The organism is Pseudomonas sp. 008 (assembly GCF_016861935.1).
Lineage (GTDB): Bacteria > Pseudomonadota > Gammaproteobacteria > Pseudomonadales > Pseudomonadaceae > Aquipseudomonas.
The window spans coordinates 658515-675833 of sequence record NZ_BOMA01000001.1 but is presented as its reverse complement, the minus strand read 5'-3'; the positions used below and the strand labels follow the sequence as shown (position 1 = coordinate 675833).

The window sequence follows — 17319 nt, the reverse complement described above, 5'->3', positions numbered from 1 at the left end:
CCTCGGACTAAAAGTCAGGTGACGGCGCCGATCTGCCAAGGCACGAACTCATTTTGTCCGTATCCGTGTTGTTCGCTCATGCTGCGCTCGCCGGAGGCAATGCGTAGCATGGTTTCAAAGATCGCTGCACCGCACGCTTCGATGGTCAACGTGTCTTCGGCTATTTCGCCGCAGTTGATGTCCATGTCTTCTCGCTGACGAGCCCACAAGGCGCTATTAGTCGCCAGCTTTATTGATGGGGCAGGGGCACAGCCATAGGCCGACCCGCGCCCGGTGGTAAACGCAATCAGGTTGGCACCACCAGCGACCTGGCCGGTTGCGGAGACCGGGTCGTAGCCAGGGGTGTCCATGAAAACCAGCCCGTTGGCCGTGACGGCCTGGGCATATTCGTAGACATCCATCAGGTTGCTCGAGCCGGCCTTCGCCACAGCGCCCAGTGACTTTTCCAGAATGGTGGTCAAGCCACCGGCCTTGTTGCCGGCAGAGGGGTTATTGTTTAATTCGGCCCCCATACGCTCGCAGTAGCGTTCCCACCAATGAATTCGAGCGATAAGTTTTTCGCCGACTTCACGGCTGACAGCCCGCCGCGTCAGCAAGTGTTCGGCACCGTATATTTCTGGGGTTTCGGAAAGAATCGCGGTACCGCCGCAGGCGACCAGGCGATCCACCGCATTGCCCAGCGCAGGGTTGGCGGTAATGCCGGAATAGCCATCCGAGCCACCGCACTGCAGCCCAACCGTCAGGTGGCGAGCGCTAACCGGTTCGCGCCGAATCTGATTGGCCTCGCCAAGTAATTGCTTCACGTGATCAATGCCACTGGCGATGGCCTTGGACGTACCGCCACTGTCCTGGATGTTGAACGTGCGCAGGGTATTACTACGGGTCAGTCCTTGCGTCGTGAGTAATGAGTCGATTTGGTTCGTCTCGCAGCCCAACCCGATCACCAGCACGGCGGCAAAGTTGGCGTGGGTTGCATATCCGGCCAGTGTCCGGCGCAACATGTTCAAGCCGTCGCCCGCAGGGTCAACGGCGCAGCCGGCGGAATGCGTCAGAGCCACAACACCGTCGACGTTTGGAAACGCTTGCAGTGCGGCGGGATTGATGTCTCGACGAAAATGGTCAGCGATAGCCCGCGCGACTGTGGCAGAGCAATTCACTGACGTAAGAATGCCGATGTAGTTGCGCGTCGCGACGCGTCCATCCGGGCGTATGATGCCCATGAACGACGGGGCTTCACTCGGCTTGATGTTGGGTTTCGCATCGACGCTGAAAGCATAATCGCGAGTGAATTCCCCCATAGCCAGGTTGTGCACATGGATATGCTCGCCTGCTTCTATGTCGACAACAGCAAAACCAATGATTTGCCCATAGCGCCTCACCGGTTGACCGGCTTCGATACGCCGGGAGGCCACTTTATGGCCCGCCACAATCGCTTGCCGGATGGTCACGCCTTCCTGCTCTAGGATTTCGCCAGCGAGTAGCGGTCGGCGTGCGATGAGCACATCGTCCAGCGGGTTCAAACGCAGCACAGCTGCTGCGCCGGTTTTCATGATCAGTTCCATCGCATCCTCACGGGCTGCTGGGTGGTGCGCGGTCACTCATAGCGCCGCACTTTTGTGCCGGCACTATAGGATTCATAGAAATGGCTGCCTAATGAGAGCTTTCGATTGCTCGATAACTTTGCCTCATCGACCTTTACTTGGATCGCTGCAGTGCTTCTTCTCCGTAGCCGTTTGCCGCAGTCTGGCGAACTCTAATAAGGTCGCAACAAACATCCGCGTTGGCTCTGACAGGGGCTCATCCTTGCGAGTGATAACCCCGTAATCCTGAGATTCGACTCTGAAGGGCGTATTGAGTATTTGAAGCTGCCCATTTTGCAGTTGCGACTGGACCATGGACTCGGGGAGCATGGCGAGCATCGGCCCAGACTGCAGCAACTGCAGGAAGGTTTGCATCGAAATGGTCTCAACGGTGTTGGTTGGCGGGGCGATCTTGAACAGTGTGAACGCGCGCTCCATGCGTTGTCGGATCGGCGTATTAAAGGGATACATGACCCATGGCCATTCGCTGAGTGCTTCGGTGGGGACCTCTTCAAGTTGGCACAGCGGATGTGTGCTGTTCACGACAAGGCAGAAGGGTTCAGGTCCCAGCGAGGTAAATTCGAAAGGCTGACAAGCCTCATCCGTGAAGCGTGCGATGATCAAATCGAGCTTTTTTTGTTCGAGCATTTCCAGCAAGTGGTTGCTGGTTTGTTCGATTACCTCAATAGAAAGGAGGGGGCGCTCACGCTTTATGCTGGCGATCGCTTCCGGCAGCACCACTGATGTTGCGGCGAAAATGGTGCCGATTTTTAAATGGCCATGCCCGCCTTTACGCAGCTTGTTGACTTGGTCGACGAACGACTCCGTGTCTTCCAAGGTAATACGCGCATAACGGGCTACGAACTCTCCTAGTTCAGTAAGCACCAGGCTGCGGGTTTGACGTTCAAACAGTGGGAAACCCAGGAGTACTTCCAGATCGCGAAGCAATTTACTGATGGCCGGTTGGGTAACATTCATCTGTTCTGCGGTCGTGTGCATATTGCGGGTCTTGGCCAGGCTATTGACCAGTACCAAATGTTTGATCTTCAGCCATCGGGTAACACTGCCAAAAGTAATTTGATCGTTTTCCATCGGATAAGGCCTTGTCTGTCGATAACAAAACAGCATTGATCGGTGAGATTCTTTCATTGGGATTTACGGGGGAGGTCCATTACTTTTACGGCTCTGATGGCTGACTGATCTGGAAGCTCTATGTCGAATCTGAAACTGACGCGCGAAAACACCCTGCCAGTGGATGGCCTGGCCGGAACGCTGATCGGCCGCGCCTGGATCCCGGGTGCGATTGCAGGCCCCTCGCCGGTGGTGCTGCGCGATGACGGTGTGTTTGATCTTTCTGAAGTCTTTTCGACAATGAGCGAACTGTTGGAACACACCTCGCCGTTGTTGGCGGTTCGTCAGGCGTCTGGCAGGTACGTCGGGACTGTCGAGGAATTGCTTGGAAACACTGGCAGTCATGCCGATCCCGGCAAGGCATCGCTGTTGCCCCCAGCAGATTTGCAAGTCATCAAGGCAGCCGGGGTGACGTTCGCTTCCAGCATGATTGAGCGGGTAATCGAGGAGCAGGCCCGAGGCGATGCTGCAAAAGCGGAAAGTGTTCGCCGCTTGGTGCAAGAAGCCATCGGCGATAACTTGCGGGCAATCAAGCCGGGCTCGCCAGCAGCGATGCGCCTTAAGGCTGTGCTGATCAAGCAAGGCATGTGGTCGCAATACCTGGAGGTCGGTATCGGCCCGGACGCGGAGATTTTCACGAAGGCACCGGTTCTGGCCGCCGTGGGCAGTGGCAGCGAAATCGGAATTCATCACAAGTCTGAATGGAACAACCCAGAGCCGGAAATTGTGCTGGCGGTGAACAGCCGAGGCCAAGTGCATGGCGTCACCTTGGGCAATGACGTCAATTTGCGTGATTTCGAAGGCCGCAGCGCACTGCTGCTGAGCAAGGCCAAGGACAACAATGCGTCCTGTGCGATCGGCCCATTTATTCGTCTGTTCGATGAAACGTTTACCCTCGACGACGTGCGCAACTGCGTCGTGGATTTGCAGGTTCAGGGCGACGACGGCTTCATCCTTGAAGGCAGCAGTTCCATGGCGTTGATCAGCCGTGATCCGTTGGATCTCGTGGCCCAGACGGTCGGCGGCAATCACCAATACCCTGATGGCTTCATGCTTTTTCTCGGAACCTTGTTTGCGCCTACCCAGGATCGTGAGGCACCGGGAAGCGGCTTTACGCATAAGCAGGGTGATGAGGTCAGCATTGGGAGCCCGTTGCTGGGCACGTTGCGCAACACAGTCACCTACAGCCATGAGGCTGCACCCTGGACTTTCGGCTTGCGAGCGATGATGCACAATCTTGCTGCCCGCGGGCTGCTGTAGGTAAGGCAGGTGGGTGAGCTGCATTGGGTGTTCTCCCGCAACGATTGAACAAACACGGGTGCACGTCTATTGATAAAGAGCCGAATCCGAAGGGTCCGGTTTTTTATATCCGCCAGGCGTCTCCCACCTTCTGGAGACCCGGTTGCATGGCTAGCCCTGTCTCGATAAGGCGAACCAGGTACAAGCAGGTTTGACTTATCGGGTGACGCCTGCATACTATTGGAACGTCGTTCCAGTACGAACAATGTTGCTCACATTCACCTCATTGTCAAAGATAAGTCGAGAAAAAAATGAGAGTCGTCAAAGGTGCTGTTGACCGTTGCCTGGAGGCTATTGAGCTGCTGGCACGTGAAGCTCGCTGGATGCGGATGTCCGATATCGCAGCCGAGCTGAGCTTGGAAAAGGGGCCTGCTCATCGAGTGCTTGCTCAGTTAGTCGAGCAAGGGTGGGCAGAACAGGATGAAGCCACCTCGCAATACCGCTTGACGCTGAAGCTGGCGCTGTTGGGGCAGCGCTATTTGCATGGAATTGGTTTGCCTGAGTTGGTCCAGCCGATCCTTGAGCAAGTGGCTGTTCAGTGCCAAGAGTTGGTGCGCCTGACGGTGGTCAACGAGGGCACCTTGTCTTGGCTGTCTTCGGCCCAAGGCGCTGCGCCAGGGCTTATGTATTCGCCAGCCATGGATAAGCCGATCAATCTCTACGCCACCGCCAATGGCAAAGCCTGGCTGGCCTCAATGCCGGATGAACTGGCCATTGAGCATGCGCTGCGTAGCGGCCTGGGGAAAACTGATGCCGGGATGGGGCAGGGGCCGAAAGCGATCAACAGCATCGAAGGCTTGCTGGCCGAGCTGGCGCTGACCCGCAAGCGCGGGTATGGCTTGGTCATTGAAGAAGCCGAGGCGGGTGTCTGGGCGATCGCCGTACCGGTCAAGCTGGTTCCATCTGGCACTGTGGTTGGCACGATGAGTATCGCCGGCCCGGTCTTGCGCATGCAGCCTGAACGTTATGACCAATTGCATGCTCTGCTCGAAGATGCAGCCAACAAGCTGGGTACGGTTTGGCCGCGCCAGAACAGTGTGCATACGGAGAACGTATGAGCCAGCTCGCACCTGCATGGACCGAGGCGGAGTCAGGGTTGGAAGTCGCCGCTGCCGCTCTGGTCCGTGCACGGCTAGAGGGTGTTCGGCTGGCATCCTTGCCAGGCCCGAACCTGCCAAGCAGCCTCGCACAAGGTTTTGCCATTCAGCAGCATGTGGGGCCATTGGCTGGAAAAACCGTGGGGGGGTGGAAGTGTGCGTTACCCCCGGCTGGCAAGTGGATCGTTGCCCCGATCTACAGCGACAGCATCGTAAAAGGCGAACGTTACCGACTGGCCGCCGACGCCGATAAGGCGCGCATCGAGCCTGAACTGGCGTCCGTCCTGGCCCATGATTTGCCGGCTCGTGTTGAGCCTTATACAACTGAAGAGATCGTTGCTGCGATCAGCGACGTGCACTTGGCATTGGAAGTGATCGATTGCCGTTACACCGATCCACACACACTGCCGTTCGAACAATTGCTCGCGGACGGTTTATTCAATCACGGCCTGGTATTCGGGGCGCCAATCACGCTGTCGAACCCTGCCAGCATTCCCTCTGAACTGGATATCACCCTGAGCGATGCAACGGCAGAGCTTGTGAATATCAAGGGCCGCCATCCGGACGGGAATCCGTTGTTGCCGATCGTATGGCTGGCCAATTTTCTGTCTACACAAGGGATAGGGCTGCAAGCAGGGCAGGTGATTATCACCGGGTCCTATGCAGGTGTTCTCGATGTGCCCGTCAACCAGCCACTGCATGTTCAGTTCGGCGAAGCCGGCTCATTGTCTGTCCATTTCTCAACGCTGGAGGAGTAACAAATGCGCTTAGTTCGTTTTGGTTTGCCGGGGCAGGAACAGCCGGGAATTTTGGATTCGCAAGGAATCGTTCGAGACCTCTCGGGCATTGTCGATGACATCGATGCGTCGGCCCTTAGCCCCACAGTGCTTGAAAAACTGCGTGCTGTTGACGTTGAAAAGCTGCCAGTGGTGGCGCCTGGCACACGTCTTGGTCCATGCGTAGGCAACGTACCGAACCTGATTTGCATCGGCCTGAACTACTCCGATCACGCGGCTGAAACGGATACGCCTATCCCGAGCCAGCCGGTGGTCTTCAACAAACACACCGCGTCCATCAGCGGCCCCAATGACCCGGTCATTTTACCAACGGGGGCTCAGAAGCTTGATTGGGAAGTCGAACTGGCCATCGTCATCGGTACGCCCGCCTGGCAGATTGATGAGTCGCAGGCCTTGAATCACATCGCCGGTTATTGCCTGGCCAATGATGTTTCCGAGCGGGCTTATCAGCTGGAGTACGAAGGTCAGTGGACCAAGGGGAAAAGCGGTTTTTCTTTCGCACCACTGGGACCTTGGCTGGTCACCCGTGACGAAATTGCCGACCCGCAGGCCATTGACCTCTGGCTCGACGTGAACGGCAAACGTCTCCAGACCGGCAATACCCGTACGATGATTTTCAGCGTTGCACATATTGTCGCGTACCTCAGTCGCTTCATGCCGCTAATGCCGGGTGACGTCATCATTACCGGTACGCCACCAGGTGTAGGGCTCGGGCAGAAACCACCGGTATTTCTCAAGGCGGGTGACACCATGCGTGTCGGTGGCCAAGGGCTGGGTGAGCAATTTCAGACCGTGGTTCCTTACGTTGCTGAAATGGGCGCTGCATGGATCGCCGGTCGCCATCCCAATGTTGACTGACTATCGCTAGAGGAAAACGCTATGAGCTTTGCAGGAACAGGTGTAGTCGCGATCTGGCATGATCTTTTGCCTGAAGCGCGGGACGAGTTCTATGAGTGGCATAACCGAGAACACATGCCTGAGCGGGCCGGAATTCCGGGCTTTTTACGGGGGCGCCGATACATCGCTCTGGATGCAGGTCCGACCTATTTCAACCTCTATGAGGCTGACACTGTGCAGGTGTTGGGCGGGCAGGATTATTTATCGCGTCTCAACAGTCCGACGGCTTGGACAAAGCAGTCGGTGCAGTCATATCGCAACGTCGCGCGATCCATCTGCGAGGTTACTTACACCAGCGGTGTAGGGCAGGGTGCGTATTTGTTAACGGTCCGTTTCGATGTTGTCGAAGGCCAGCATAAATCGGTGTCAGACGCATTGCGCCAACGCGTGCTTCCTCCTCTTGCTGATAAACAAGGTATTACGGGCGTGCATTTGTGTGTAGCTGATGAGGCCGTGAGCAGAGTTGAAACCGCAGAGAAAAAGGCCCGCGCCGAAGGGACCCAAATACCGGCCTGGATCGTCATGATCGAAGGTTGTGCACCTGACTACGTTCGTGTCGCCGGCGAGTCTTTTGTGGCCGAGCTAAAACGGCTGTTGGAGGGGCAATCGACGGGACCAGAAACCACGCTTTATCAATTGGAATACACACGTTGCAAAACGCCGGGGAGTGCGGGTTGATCGCCGAGCGTTCGAGTACGTTTTAACTTTCAGTCGTTGTTCTTACGCAATTCCCCACGAGCGTGCCATTACCGGCATTGAGTCAGGCTCGCGTCTGCGCACGCTCGGGTTTTGCTTAAGGTGATATTAAACAATTATCAAGTTGCTCAATAACGGACTGTTACAAGACAGATAAGGGATTCCCGCAGTTTTTCGGTAATTAGCTCTTCGAGCTGCCTGTGACTAAGTTGATTCGCGAGCTGAAAATCGCAACAAAAACAATAATAACTCATTGTGAGAAAACATCATGCGCTACCCTATTATTTCCCGCAGCGTGCCCGCACATCACTCTCTGATCAGTCTGACTCTTGCGGTTTGCGCGGGTTCGTCAGCGGCTGTTCAAGCCGATCAAAATAGCGGTTTTGTCGATGGCGCTACCGCAACTCTCAATTTGCGCAACGCTTATATCAATCGCAACTTCATCAATCCTGCCTATCCCAACAGCGCCGCACCACAGAACAAAGCCGAGGAGTGGACACAGAGCTTCATCCTTGACGCTCGCTCTGGTTATACCGCTGGGCCGATAGGATTCGGTGTTGATGTATTGGGTCTTTATTCTCAAAAGCTTGATGGTGGCAAAGGCACCGGCGGTACCCAACTGTTGCCGATCCACGATGACGGCCGCCCCGCCGATAACTTTGGGCGTCTGGGCGTGGCGCTGAAAGCCAAGCTGTCGAAGACTGAATTGAAGGTGGGTGAATGGATGCCCGTGTTGCCGATCCTGCGCTCTGACGATGGTCGTTCTCTGCCACAGACGTTTCGTGGCGGTCAGGTGACCTCCAACGAGATCGCCGGCCTGACACTCTATGGCGGCCAATTTCGCAGCAACAGCCCACGCAACGACGCGAGCATGGAAGACATGTTCATGAACGGCAAAGCCGCGTTCACCTCCGACCGCTTCAACTTCGGCGGCGGCGAATACACCTTCAACGACAAGCGCACCCAGGTCGGTCTGTGGTACGCCGAATTGACCGATATCTACCAGCAACAATACATCAACCTCACCCATAGCCAGCCCGTGGGCGACTGGATCCTGGGGGCTAATCTCGGTTTCTTCAACGGCAAGGAAGATGGCAGAGCCCTGGCTGGCGACCTCGACAACAAAACCACCTTCGCCCTGCTCTCGGCCAAATACGGCGGCAACACCTTTTACGTGGGTTTGCAAAAACTCACCGGAGACAGCGCGTGGATGCGGGTCAACGGCACCAGTGGCGGAACTTTGGCCAACGATAGCTATAACTCCAGTTTTGATAACGCTCAGGAGCGCTCATGGCAGGTACGCCATGACTTTAATTTCGTTGTGCTCGGTATCCCGGGACTGACATTAATGAACCGATATATCAGTGGTGATAATGTCCATACAGGTTCGATAACAGATGGTAAGGAATGGGGCCGAGAATCGGAATTGGCCTACGTTGTGCAGTCCGGCGCGCTGAAAAATCTCAGCGTTAGATGGCGCAATTCGAGTGTTCGCAGGGATTTCAGCACCAATGAGTTTGATGAAAACCGGATTTTTATTAATTATCCAATATCGTTATTGTGACGAGTATTTCGCTCGCCCAATACCTGGCAGCGTGACTTCTGCGATCGCTTGAACAGTAATAACTTCATCAGACGGTTGCAGATAAACCCAGCGTCAAATAGGCACTTAATGTGGCGTTGGTAGGTTTGCCTCCGCGGCCTCGTCAAACTTCGACCGGGCCGCTTCAACTTCAGGCAATTTGTCGAGCGTCCATTTATGCAATTCGCGAAATGGCTGCTGCAGTGTTCGACCAAGTGGGGTGATCTCATACTGCACTGCCACAGGTGAGAACGAAATGATTTGGCGCGAGACGAGACCATTTCGTTCCAACCGTCGCAGGCACTGTGTCAGTGCCTTCTGAGTGACGCCCTCCAGGCGGCGCCTGATGGCATTAAAGCGATGCGGCCCGTCATCAAGTACCGCCAGAACCATCATCGACCACTTGTCTGCGATTTGGTCGAACAGCGCCCGGCTTGGGCACTCCGACGAAAAACATTGCGGCTTTAATTCCAGCATCGAAGTTTCCTCATGTATACCTAGGCGACTCTAGGTGCCTAATTGACATTTGGTTTACAAAATATACTTATATGGCTTCCAAAAGCAAACGGAGTCCATCCAATGTCAAACCTAGATACCAGCATTTTATTTCGTCCCTTTTCCATCCGGTCGCTTGAACTGAAAAACCGGATTGTCATGGCGCCGATGACGAGGCAATTTTCGCCGCAGGGCATCCCCGGCGAAGGGAGCACTGCTTACTACCGGCGGCGGGCAGAGGGTCAGGTCGGGTTGATCTTGTCGGAAGGCACCGTCGTTGATCGTCCCGCTTCACGTAATGGTTCCAACATTCCTTTTTTCCACGGTGAGGCAGCGTTAGCCGGATGGAAGAACGTGATCGATTCTGTTCACAATGCGGGTGGCCGGATGGGGCCGCAACTCTGGCACACCGGTGCAGTGCGTGACGTCAGCGGCTGGGAGCCTGATGCGCCAGTTGAAAGCCCATCTGGCCTCGACTCGCCAAACGACCCGCGCGGTGTGGCGATGAGCGAAGAGGATATTGCAGACACAGTTGCTGCATTCGCCAAGGCAGCGGCGGTTGCGAAACGATTGGGTTTCGACACCGTTGAGATCCATGGGGCTCATGGTTATTTGATCGATCAGTTCTTCTGGGCCGGCACCAATCAGCGCACCGATCGTTATGGCGGACCGACTATCAAAGAGCGCTCCCGTTTTGCCGCTGAGATCGTGTCTGCCGTTCGTCATGCGGTCGGGTCCGAATTCCCTATCATCATGCGCGTTAGCCAATGGAAGCAGCAGGACTTTGGCGTGCGCCTCGCCGACACCCCTGCATTAATGGAAGACTGGCTGCTGCCGTTGGTTGAGGCTGGTGTTGATGTTCTGCATTGCTCGCAGCGACGCTTCTGGGAACCTGAGTTTCCCGAAATTGACGGGGAGACCGGACTGAACTGCGCGGGTTGGGCAAAGAAAGTCACTGGAGCCACAACCATCAGCGTTGGTTCGGTTGGGCTGGATAATGATGTTACTCACGCCTTCGCCGGAAAGGGATCAATCCCTGCGAGCCTGGATCGGCTCATCGAACGCATGGAGCGCGAAGAGTTTGATCTGATCGCTGTAGGGCGTGTTCTGCTGAGTGACAAGGATTGGGTCGCCAAAGTGGAAAATGGAGATTACGCAGATCTGAAGGGATTCAATCCGGCATCTTTAGCCGAATTGGCTTGAGCCTTACTGCGGAGTGGAGAGTGTGATGCCACAAAGGTTTTAGTCTGAAGGAATCAGAGGTCTAGCCTCGGATGCTGCGAGGTGGAGATCGTAATCTGCTGTTGAGTGCGCAATGACTGTTTCAATTGAGCGAACATGTCAAGGCCACTCAACATCCGCGCAAACAGGATTGCGTTGCAGTGTGGCCCGGGCATTTACGCGCAGGCTACACAGTGTTGCTAGGTAATGTAGTTAGATTTTTCATGGCGCGGGAATCCACCGATTGAGCAGCAAGGCTGCGGCGAAGAATCCATCCTGCGATTTACCTAGAACGCTCTGTTATTAAATGGTGATGAAGGCGGAGAGGGTGACGGGTTTGAGCGCTGCTTTTCAGGGTACACCTGAGATCGAAAACATTTGGGCAGGGCTCTAGGAAAGTGGTTCGCGCGATAAAAAAACTGATGATACCCCCACTTTTACCCCAAGTCGCTCGTGATACACGAGCGAACGAAAATGGCGAGTACTGGCAGAATTCCATTAGGGTTCTAATGGTTACTGTTAACTCCGCATTGGAGTCAGGGGCATCGTGAGTCGCTGTCAGGGCGTCCAGAAAATTCAGGGCGATTCAACATTTGGCGTGTCCATGCCACCTATCTCAGGAATGCTCTATCACCATCACCGCAGTGGTGTCCGCCTCGAGTGCTTCGAACACGTGAGGCACATTCGCCAGGTAGCTGATGTAGTCGCCAGCGTTCAGCAATACAGGTCCAGTCGCCGGGCCAATATGGGCGCTGCCGCTGCACAACACCACGTGCTCTACGGTTCCCGGTGGGTGAGGCTGAGACAGCCGAACTTCGCCGGGCTGCACTTTGAGCCGGTAGATATCACGTTGTACTCCCGCCGGGCAATCGGCAAGCAGTGTCGCTGCATAATTGGCAGTCTCGGCATAGGTCGTCATACCCTCGTTGGCGCGAATCACCCGCAGGGTCTGCTGGGGTTGCTCGAAGAACCGAGTGACTTGCAAGCCCATTGCCATCGCCAGCGACCACAAGGTTTCGATGCTGGGGTTACCGATTCCCGACTCCAATTGAGACAAGGTCGACTTCGCCACCCCGGCGCGCTTGGCCAGCTCGGTCAAGGAAAGTCCGGCGGCCAGGCGCTCGCGTTTGATTGAAAGGGCCAGCAGATCGATTCGGCTCGGGTTATTTCTCAGTAGGGCGTTCGTTATGTCGGTCATTTGTTTTGTAAATCATCCTGAAATGGGTTGACGCTCTCAGGCGCCTTGTTCAGTATAATGGTCATTAGTTCATTATAAAGTTCGATTTGCCGAACCAACCCCCGCGAATGGCGGCTTAGGTTACGGCAATGCCGGCAGCAAGGAAGCAGTGAGTGATGAAGTCGCAAACCCGTGGGACGCTCGAAATGATTTCGGCCATGGTGATCTCCGGCACGGTGGGCTGGTTCGTCATCATGTCGGGGCAGAGCCCGGAGGCCGTGGTGTTCTGGCGTTGCTTGTTCGGCGCCATGGCGATGCTGGTCACATGCCTGGTGCTTGGGGTGCTGCGCCGCTCCCTGATCAACGCCCGGCAGTTCATTCTGGTGTGCCTGGGCGGGGTGGCGCTGATCCTCAACTGGGTGCTGCTGTTCAGTGCCTACAAACATTCCTCTATCGCCATTGCCACGGTGGTCTACCACGTTCAGCCGTTCATGCTGGTCGGTCTGGGTGTGCTGTTTTTCGCCGAGCGCCTCAGCACCGCCAAGGTCGGCTGGTTGCTGTTGGCCTTCGCTGGTCTGATGCTGATCGTGTCCGCCAAAGGCAGCGGGCAGGGCACTGGCGCCGACTACTTGCTGGGCGTTTGCCTGGCCTTGGCTTCAGCCTTCTTCTACGCAGTGGCGGCGGCGATCACCAAGCGCCTCAAGGACCTGCCCGCGCACCTGATCGTGCTGATCCAGATGGTGGTAGGCGTGCTGGTCCTGGCACCGTTCGTGGATTTCAGCAGGGGCGATACGGTCGAGGGCGCCTGGACATACCTGATCATTATCGGCGTGGTCCATACCGGGCTCATGTCGACCCTGCTGTACAGCGCTATCCAGAAAATTCCCACGGCGCTGGTCGGGGCACTGTCGTTCATCTATCCGATCGTCGCCATCCTGGTCGACTGGGTTGCCTTCGCCCACCCGCTCGGCGTCCTGCAAGTGATTGGCGCGAGCGCCATCCTGCTGGCGGCTGCGGGCATGAACTTCGGTTGGTCGCTGGGCCGCGCCCCGCGTCAGGAAGTGATGTAGGGCTCGGCGCGACACCTCCTGCTGATCGGAGCGGAAGCCTTTACCACCGTCGTCAACCCGCAAGACCGTGCCACTTGGCCGATCTTCGGTGCCGGCGCCTCCACGGCCCGTCGTACCATGGACGGTACGGACAATCGCCATGCATGACCGCTGTGGATAGCGCCCGGTCGCCAGAGATCAGGCGCTACGCCGGTTTGATTCAAAGGCTCTCAGGGTCCCCGAAGAACATTTTGACTTAGCTCTAGCACGGTGGTTTCAGGCTGTAAAAATTGAAATTTGCCCCCAGTTTTGCCCCTTGTAACGCTTGATGGAATGTATGCGCATCAGTGACATTTTAGTCCCTGTATCATGAGATTCTTTATTTTAAGCTTGAGGGCTAGGTGATTTGGTCTACACGCTAGCCAATTGCGCCAGAGCAGCACAACTGGCGGGCTCGACCTACACAGGGTCAGTGTATGGATGAATCCAGTGGGCAGGGATTAGACCATCGCCCTTACGCTCCCAGGCTGCGACGGGCACTGTGTCAGCCACATTCCCCCAGATGTCCGGGCCCGCATGTTCAAGGACAATGATCTGGATGAAATGACCTGCTCGCTTCAGCCCCTCAGCCAGTACCTCGAAGATTCGGCGCGTGGCAATGACGTCCGCTGGCCTGGCCTGATTCACAGCCTCGAAGCCCGCATCCAATGTGTTGATGCCACCAGTGTTGCTCGGGAAATAGACCTGGCTCGGCTGGTCGATCACGATGAAACTGAAGGGTGGGAGCTTGCGATTCTCTTCCTTCGACAGGTACTCATGAATGCCGAGGAACGTCGCGATGTGGTACCCCATCCAGTTAGCGCCACTGCCGATTTCCCAGAGGAAGTCCCGTTGGCCATGTGACTCGAAGCGAAGCGTGAGTTCTTTTCTGTCTAAATAGATCTGAGCACCAGGCGTTCCGTTAAGACCGAACTGATCCGCATAATCCTCGAACATAGGGGCCAACTGGGCATCTACCTTCCGCTCTTGCTCAGCCATGTCGGTCAACGACATCTGGAAGTTGTAATGCCGAATCAAGTTCTCCAGCTCGGTCATGCGCTTCTGCAGACTTTCGTCAGCTTCAGAGCCATCCAGTTGTTTGAGAAGCCGGCTGATTTCGCCCGCAACGTAGTAAATCTGGCCGATGGCAGTCCGGGTGCGCTCATCCTCTTGGATCAAGCGAGTCTGCTCGCGCATCAAACGGGATAGTTCACGCTCTTCCTTGGCGCGCTGCCGTTTCAGCGTAGCCAGCTGCCTGTCGACAACGGGGTTGTCCTTGAGAGCGTCCGAAATCCGGGTAACCTTTTTGACCTTCTCTTCCAGGTTCTCGATAACCAGGGGCAGGGCGTTTGTGAACGAGCCGCAGGCCACACAGTGCCCACCGTCAGAGACGCTCTGCTTGAGCCAATCGAGACCAATGACATGGGATTTCTCAGTATCAATGGCCGCGACGAATTGTTTACTGTTACGAGCTAGGTGGTCGAAGCCATCGATCTGGGCGTCAAATTCGTCAACGATACGTTGCTGCTTCCCGACTTCCTCGATGACCACCTTCAGCTTCTGTGAGATATGCAGTCGTTGAGGTTCCAGAAGTGTCTGCTCGAGCCGCCCTTCATGGGTGGCGATGACGACCTTCTTGAGAAGCTCGACTTTCTGAGCACCCTGGGCGCTTGTGCGCTCAAGTAAGCCCAGTTGAATGCAGCGATCAAACAACTGGTCAACGTCGGCGTAATGGCTCGCCTTGGCCGCATCGTGTACCGCTAGCTGTTTACGTAGCCGATCCTGCTCGCGCTGCGCCTCATCCCGACGCCGCTCATTCATGATGTAGTTTGCATCCACCATGCCGAGCGCATAGGGCATGGCCCGCGTCAGGCGCTCCTTGTGAGCAAACGAGTCGGTTTTGAAAAATAGAGTGTTTGGGTTCGCCACAATATGCTGTGGGAGGAAGTTAAACGCAGCCATGTCCCGATAAGAGCTGCGGCGATCGAAGCTAGACGGCTCGTCCTCATCGGAGTGGGGGAGGTCACTGACCCGTACCATGCCATCAAAGGCGGCTTTGTACTGACCCAGGGAGTGGGTACGGTAAACGGAATCCGGGATGCCATCTTCGTCGACCTCCATCATGCAGAGATCGTTGGAGCCTTGGGAGTTTCCTGGAGTACGTCGCGCGACGATGTAGGTCGTATCGAAAAGACGGATCTTCATCCCGAACCACTCGACCGTGTCGCGGATGATGCCGATTGGGATCTGGCACTTGGACGCGCCCAGCACATAGTCAATAATATGAACAATTGACGATTTGCCGGTGCCGCTCAATCCGTAAATGATGTTGATCTTCCCATCTTCAAAGGGAATGACTCGTGGCTCCAAGCCAGGGCAGCGAGGCCAGAGGATGACAGCGTCAATCGTGAATTTCATTCGGAATCCCAAACAAGAGCTTGTACAGGTTTTCTGTAGTGTCGGTGGCAAACCACTTCGCCAGTCTCTCAGTGGTCTGCAGCATGGGCGCTGGAATCGTGCTCTTGATGCCTCGTGGCCAGGGATCGACCAGGACTTGGAAGCTCGCATCACCTTCCCTGCCGCCGACTTTTCCAACCAGTCGAGAGGAGACGGCGAGATTGAGGCCCTGCAGGGTTGTACCCGCATGAGCGGCCACCCTTCGCTGTAAATCAATTTTCAACACCGGAGTTTCCCTGAGCACTGCACCCAGGGTGGAGCGGCTGGTACGCTTGCTCAACGCTTCGCGCGAGCTTTGACTCCATACCAGCGGCAACACCAACATCAGTTTGGGCAGATCTGGGTTTTGCCCAAGCCCGGCCTCCTGGTATTCGCCAATGAAGTGCGTCAGGAGGAAGCATGCCAGTGACGAGTTGTGGATCAATTGGCGATCCAGATACGCCTCACTCATGACTCATCCTCCGGGGTCGACGCGTCACGGTGCCAATGGATGGGCGATTGTGTCCCATCGGCATTGGCCATTCTGTGATAGGTGCCGCTGAACAAGTATTGAGCGGTGGAGTTCACCCGCCCGACTTTCATGGGAAAGGTGTCTGGAAATAACGTGCTGATCATTACGGCGTTGTAATCGGCGATTTCGAATTGATCCACCGACTTCATGCTCGTCAGCCGGTGGCGACTGTTGATAGACCCCCAGCGGTCACTCAGCACGCGCTCAGCAGAGTCTAAATCGTTGAGCAGAACTCGACCTGAGTCCAAAAGGCGGATGCGCTCAGAGTAGGCGGCACAGAAGAAGCCGAACTGCTGCATCAGCAAATCTTTGGGCATGTTGATTTTGTTGAGCTGTTCCACGAAGAGCATGTCCGCGGGATCAATCTTCTGGGCCCATTGTGCGAAGTCAGTTTTCTCGAAGGGCAGAGGTTCCCAAGGGCCATTCATGAACGCCTCTACGAGCGCTTGTCGCTTGTTGTAGTAAGGCTGAGCGGTTGTCCAGAATGGCTTGCGCGCTACCCAAGTCTCTTGGCATTGGTCGAACAAGAAGCCGACCAGACCATGGTAGATGGTCTCAGCGTTAGCAACTGCGTCTTCTGGGAGGTGAAGGGAAGCGATCACCCGCTGCTTCATCTGGGCATTGAGCTGGCCATCCTCGATGTGCATGTGCTCGATCAGAAATGCCAGGTCGGCGTCCGAGTACGCGATGACATCCCGAGCGATTTCACCAGGCTTCCCTGTCATGCCGCTAGCATGTGTTCGCAGTGCAACGACTGCCTCTGCCACTTCCTGCTTTGAGGATGCGTCAGAGAGCCGCATGGCTAACGTGCCTTTTTTCAAAATTCGATTGGTGACGAAGAGGTACTGCAACGCCTCGTGCTCCTTTCGAGCTGCCGCTAACCCGCTCAACCAGATGCGGAGGGTCTTCCACAGGTTTTTACTGCTGTCTTGCAGTGGGTTTTTACGAGGTTGCACGGAGAGCTTGGCCTGCTCAGAAACGCGCCGAGTACCTGCTGCTGTCTGGCTGATCTCTTCCACGTCGTCAGCCGTTTCGATGCCGAATCTGGTCTGCGCATTGGGTGCAGTGAAGATTCGGTATAGCGCGCGTTCGTACTGGTAGCCATATCCCGCTGCACTGGGGCTAGCGTCTGGATCCTTCATCCTTCTATCTCTCAGGCCATACCCGTGTAACTGCGGGGCAGAGGCCCCATTCATTATTCCATGGCACAACGGGGAAAGAACTGTACCGGCAGGGATGTCATTTGGCCATAGTTTTCAGGTTGCAGCTGATGGGGCTGGTTGATGGAGGC

15 protein-coding genes and 1 pseudogene are annotated in these 17319 nt (G+C 55.8%); 9 read left to right on the top strand and 7 right to left on the bottom strand.

The genetic code is table 11. The features are described 5' to 3' along the window. Nucleotides 1–14 precede the first annotated feature (14 nt). Both JUI81_RS02955 and JUI81_RS02950 read right to left on the bottom strand, forming a co-directional pair. Nucleotides 15–1562 (bottom strand): UxaA family hydrolase, encoded by a 1548-nt coding sequence (locus tag JUI81_RS02955; RefSeq protein WP_019579038.1) that lies wholly within the window; start codon nucleotides 1560–1562, stop codon nucleotides 15–17. A 123-nt stretch (nucleotides 1563–1685) separates the two neighbouring features. Beyond that, nucleotides 1686–2672 carry a LysR family transcriptional regulator gene (locus JUI81_RS02950; RefSeq protein ID WP_204123696.1) on the bottom strand — a complete coding sequence of 329 codons (987 nt, stop codon included), beginning with the start codon at nucleotides 2670–2672 and terminating at the stop codon, nucleotides 1686–1688. 120 nt (nucleotides 2673–2792) lie between these two features. On the opposite strand from JUI81_RS02950, the gene JUI81_RS02945 reads away from it, so the two are divergent. From JUI81_RS02945 to JUI81_RS02920, 6 genes are all read left to right on the top strand, one after another. Next, nucleotides 2793–3971, top strand: a complete 1179-nt coding sequence (locus JUI81_RS02945; RefSeq protein ID WP_204123695.1) for a fumarylacetoacetate hydrolase family protein — start codon at nucleotides 2793–2795, stop codon at nucleotides 3969–3971. 290 nt (nucleotides 3972–4261) lie between these two features. After that, a complete protein-coding gene (locus tag JUI81_RS02940) occupies nucleotides 4262–5068 on the top strand; it encodes an IclR family transcriptional regulator (RefSeq protein ID WP_019579035.1) in 807 nt (268 codons plus the stop codon). Continuing rightward, nucleotides 5065–5865 carry a 2-keto-4-pentenoate hydratase gene (locus JUI81_RS02935; protein ID WP_019579034.1) on the top strand — a complete coding sequence of 267 codons (801 nt, stop codon included), beginning with the start codon at nucleotides 5065–5067 and terminating at the stop codon, nucleotides 5863–5865. The genes JUI81_RS02940 and JUI81_RS02935 overlap by 4 nt, the downstream gene beginning before the upstream one ends. Before the next feature lie 3 nt (nucleotides 5866–5868). Next, entirely contained in the window at nucleotides 5869–6762 is an 894-nt protein-coding gene (locus JUI81_RS02930; protein ID WP_204123694.1) for a fumarylacetoacetate hydrolase family protein, read from the top strand. Between the two features lie 21 nt (nucleotides 6763–6783). Further along, entirely contained in the window at nucleotides 6784–7479 is a 696-nt protein-coding gene (locus JUI81_RS02925) for a DUF4286 family protein (protein WP_019579032.1), read from the top strand. A gap of 286 nt (nucleotides 7480–7765) precedes the next feature. Further along, nucleotides 7766–9061 carry an OprD family porin gene (locus tag JUI81_RS02920; RefSeq protein ID WP_204123693.1) on the top strand — a complete coding sequence of 432 codons (1296 nt, stop codon included), beginning with the start codon at nucleotides 7766–7768 and terminating at the stop codon, nucleotides 9059–9061. Between the two features lie 105 nt (nucleotides 9062–9166). On the opposite strand, the gene JUI81_RS02915 is transcribed toward JUI81_RS02920, so the two are convergent. After that, nucleotides 9167–9556, bottom strand: a complete 390-nt coding sequence (locus JUI81_RS02915) for a helix-turn-helix domain-containing protein (protein WP_019579030.1) — start codon at nucleotides 9554–9556, stop codon at nucleotides 9167–9169. A 102-nt stretch (nucleotides 9557–9658) separates the two neighbouring features. On the opposite strand from JUI81_RS02915, the gene JUI81_RS02910 reads away from it, so the two are divergent. After that, nucleotides 9659–10777 (top strand): NADH:flavin oxidoreductase, encoded by a 1119-nt coding sequence (locus tag JUI81_RS02910; protein WP_204123692.1) that lies wholly within the window; start codon nucleotides 9659–9661, stop codon nucleotides 10775–10777. Between the two features lie 634 nt (nucleotides 10778–11411). Here the strand turns inward: JUI81_RS02910 and JUI81_RS02905 are convergent. Continuing rightward, nucleotides 11412–11993, bottom strand: a complete 582-nt coding sequence (locus JUI81_RS02905; protein WP_019579028.1) for a helix-turn-helix domain-containing protein — start codon at nucleotides 11991–11993, stop codon at nucleotides 11412–11414. A 155-nt stretch (nucleotides 11994–12148) separates the two neighbouring features. Between JUI81_RS02905 and JUI81_RS02900 the strand changes: the two genes are divergently transcribed. Both JUI81_RS02900 and JUI81_RS31980 read left to right on the top strand, forming a co-directional pair. Next, nucleotides 12149–13042: a DMT family transporter gene (locus JUI81_RS02900; RefSeq protein ID WP_019579027.1), complete on the top strand. Its 894-nt coding sequence runs from the start codon at nucleotides 12149–12151 to the stop codon at nucleotides 13040–13042. A 12-nt stretch (nucleotides 13043–13054) separates the two neighbouring features. Beyond that, nucleotides 13055–13189 (top strand): annotated as a pseudogene (locus JUI81_RS31980) (hypothetical protein); the annotation flags it as partial. Between the two features lie 291 nt (nucleotides 13190–13480). Here JUI81_RS31980 and JUI81_RS02890 read toward each other — a convergent pair. The 3 genes from JUI81_RS02890 to JUI81_RS02880 are packed head-to-tail and all read right to left on the bottom strand — an operon-like array spanning nucleotide 13481 to nucleotide 17170. After that, on the bottom strand, nucleotides 13481–15478 hold the full coding sequence (locus JUI81_RS02890) for a DUF3732 domain-containing protein (protein ID WP_204123691.1): 1998 nt from the start codon (nucleotides 15476–15478) through the stop codon (nucleotides 13481–13483). Further along, nucleotides 15462–15968, bottom strand: coding sequence for a three component ABC system middle component (locus tag JUI81_RS02885; protein ID WP_204123690.1), 507 nt, complete (start codon nucleotides 15966–15968; stop codon nucleotides 15462–15464). The genes JUI81_RS02890 and JUI81_RS02885 overlap by 17 nt, the downstream gene beginning before the upstream one ends. Then, complete coding sequence (locus JUI81_RS02880; RefSeq protein ID WP_204123689.1) at nucleotides 15965–17170, bottom strand: ABC-three component system protein; 1206 nt, start codon at nucleotides 17168–17170, stop codon at nucleotides 15965–15967. Before JUI81_RS02880 ends, JUI81_RS02885 begins: the two co-directional genes overlap by 4 nt. Nucleotides 17171–17319: the final 149 nt, after the last annotated feature.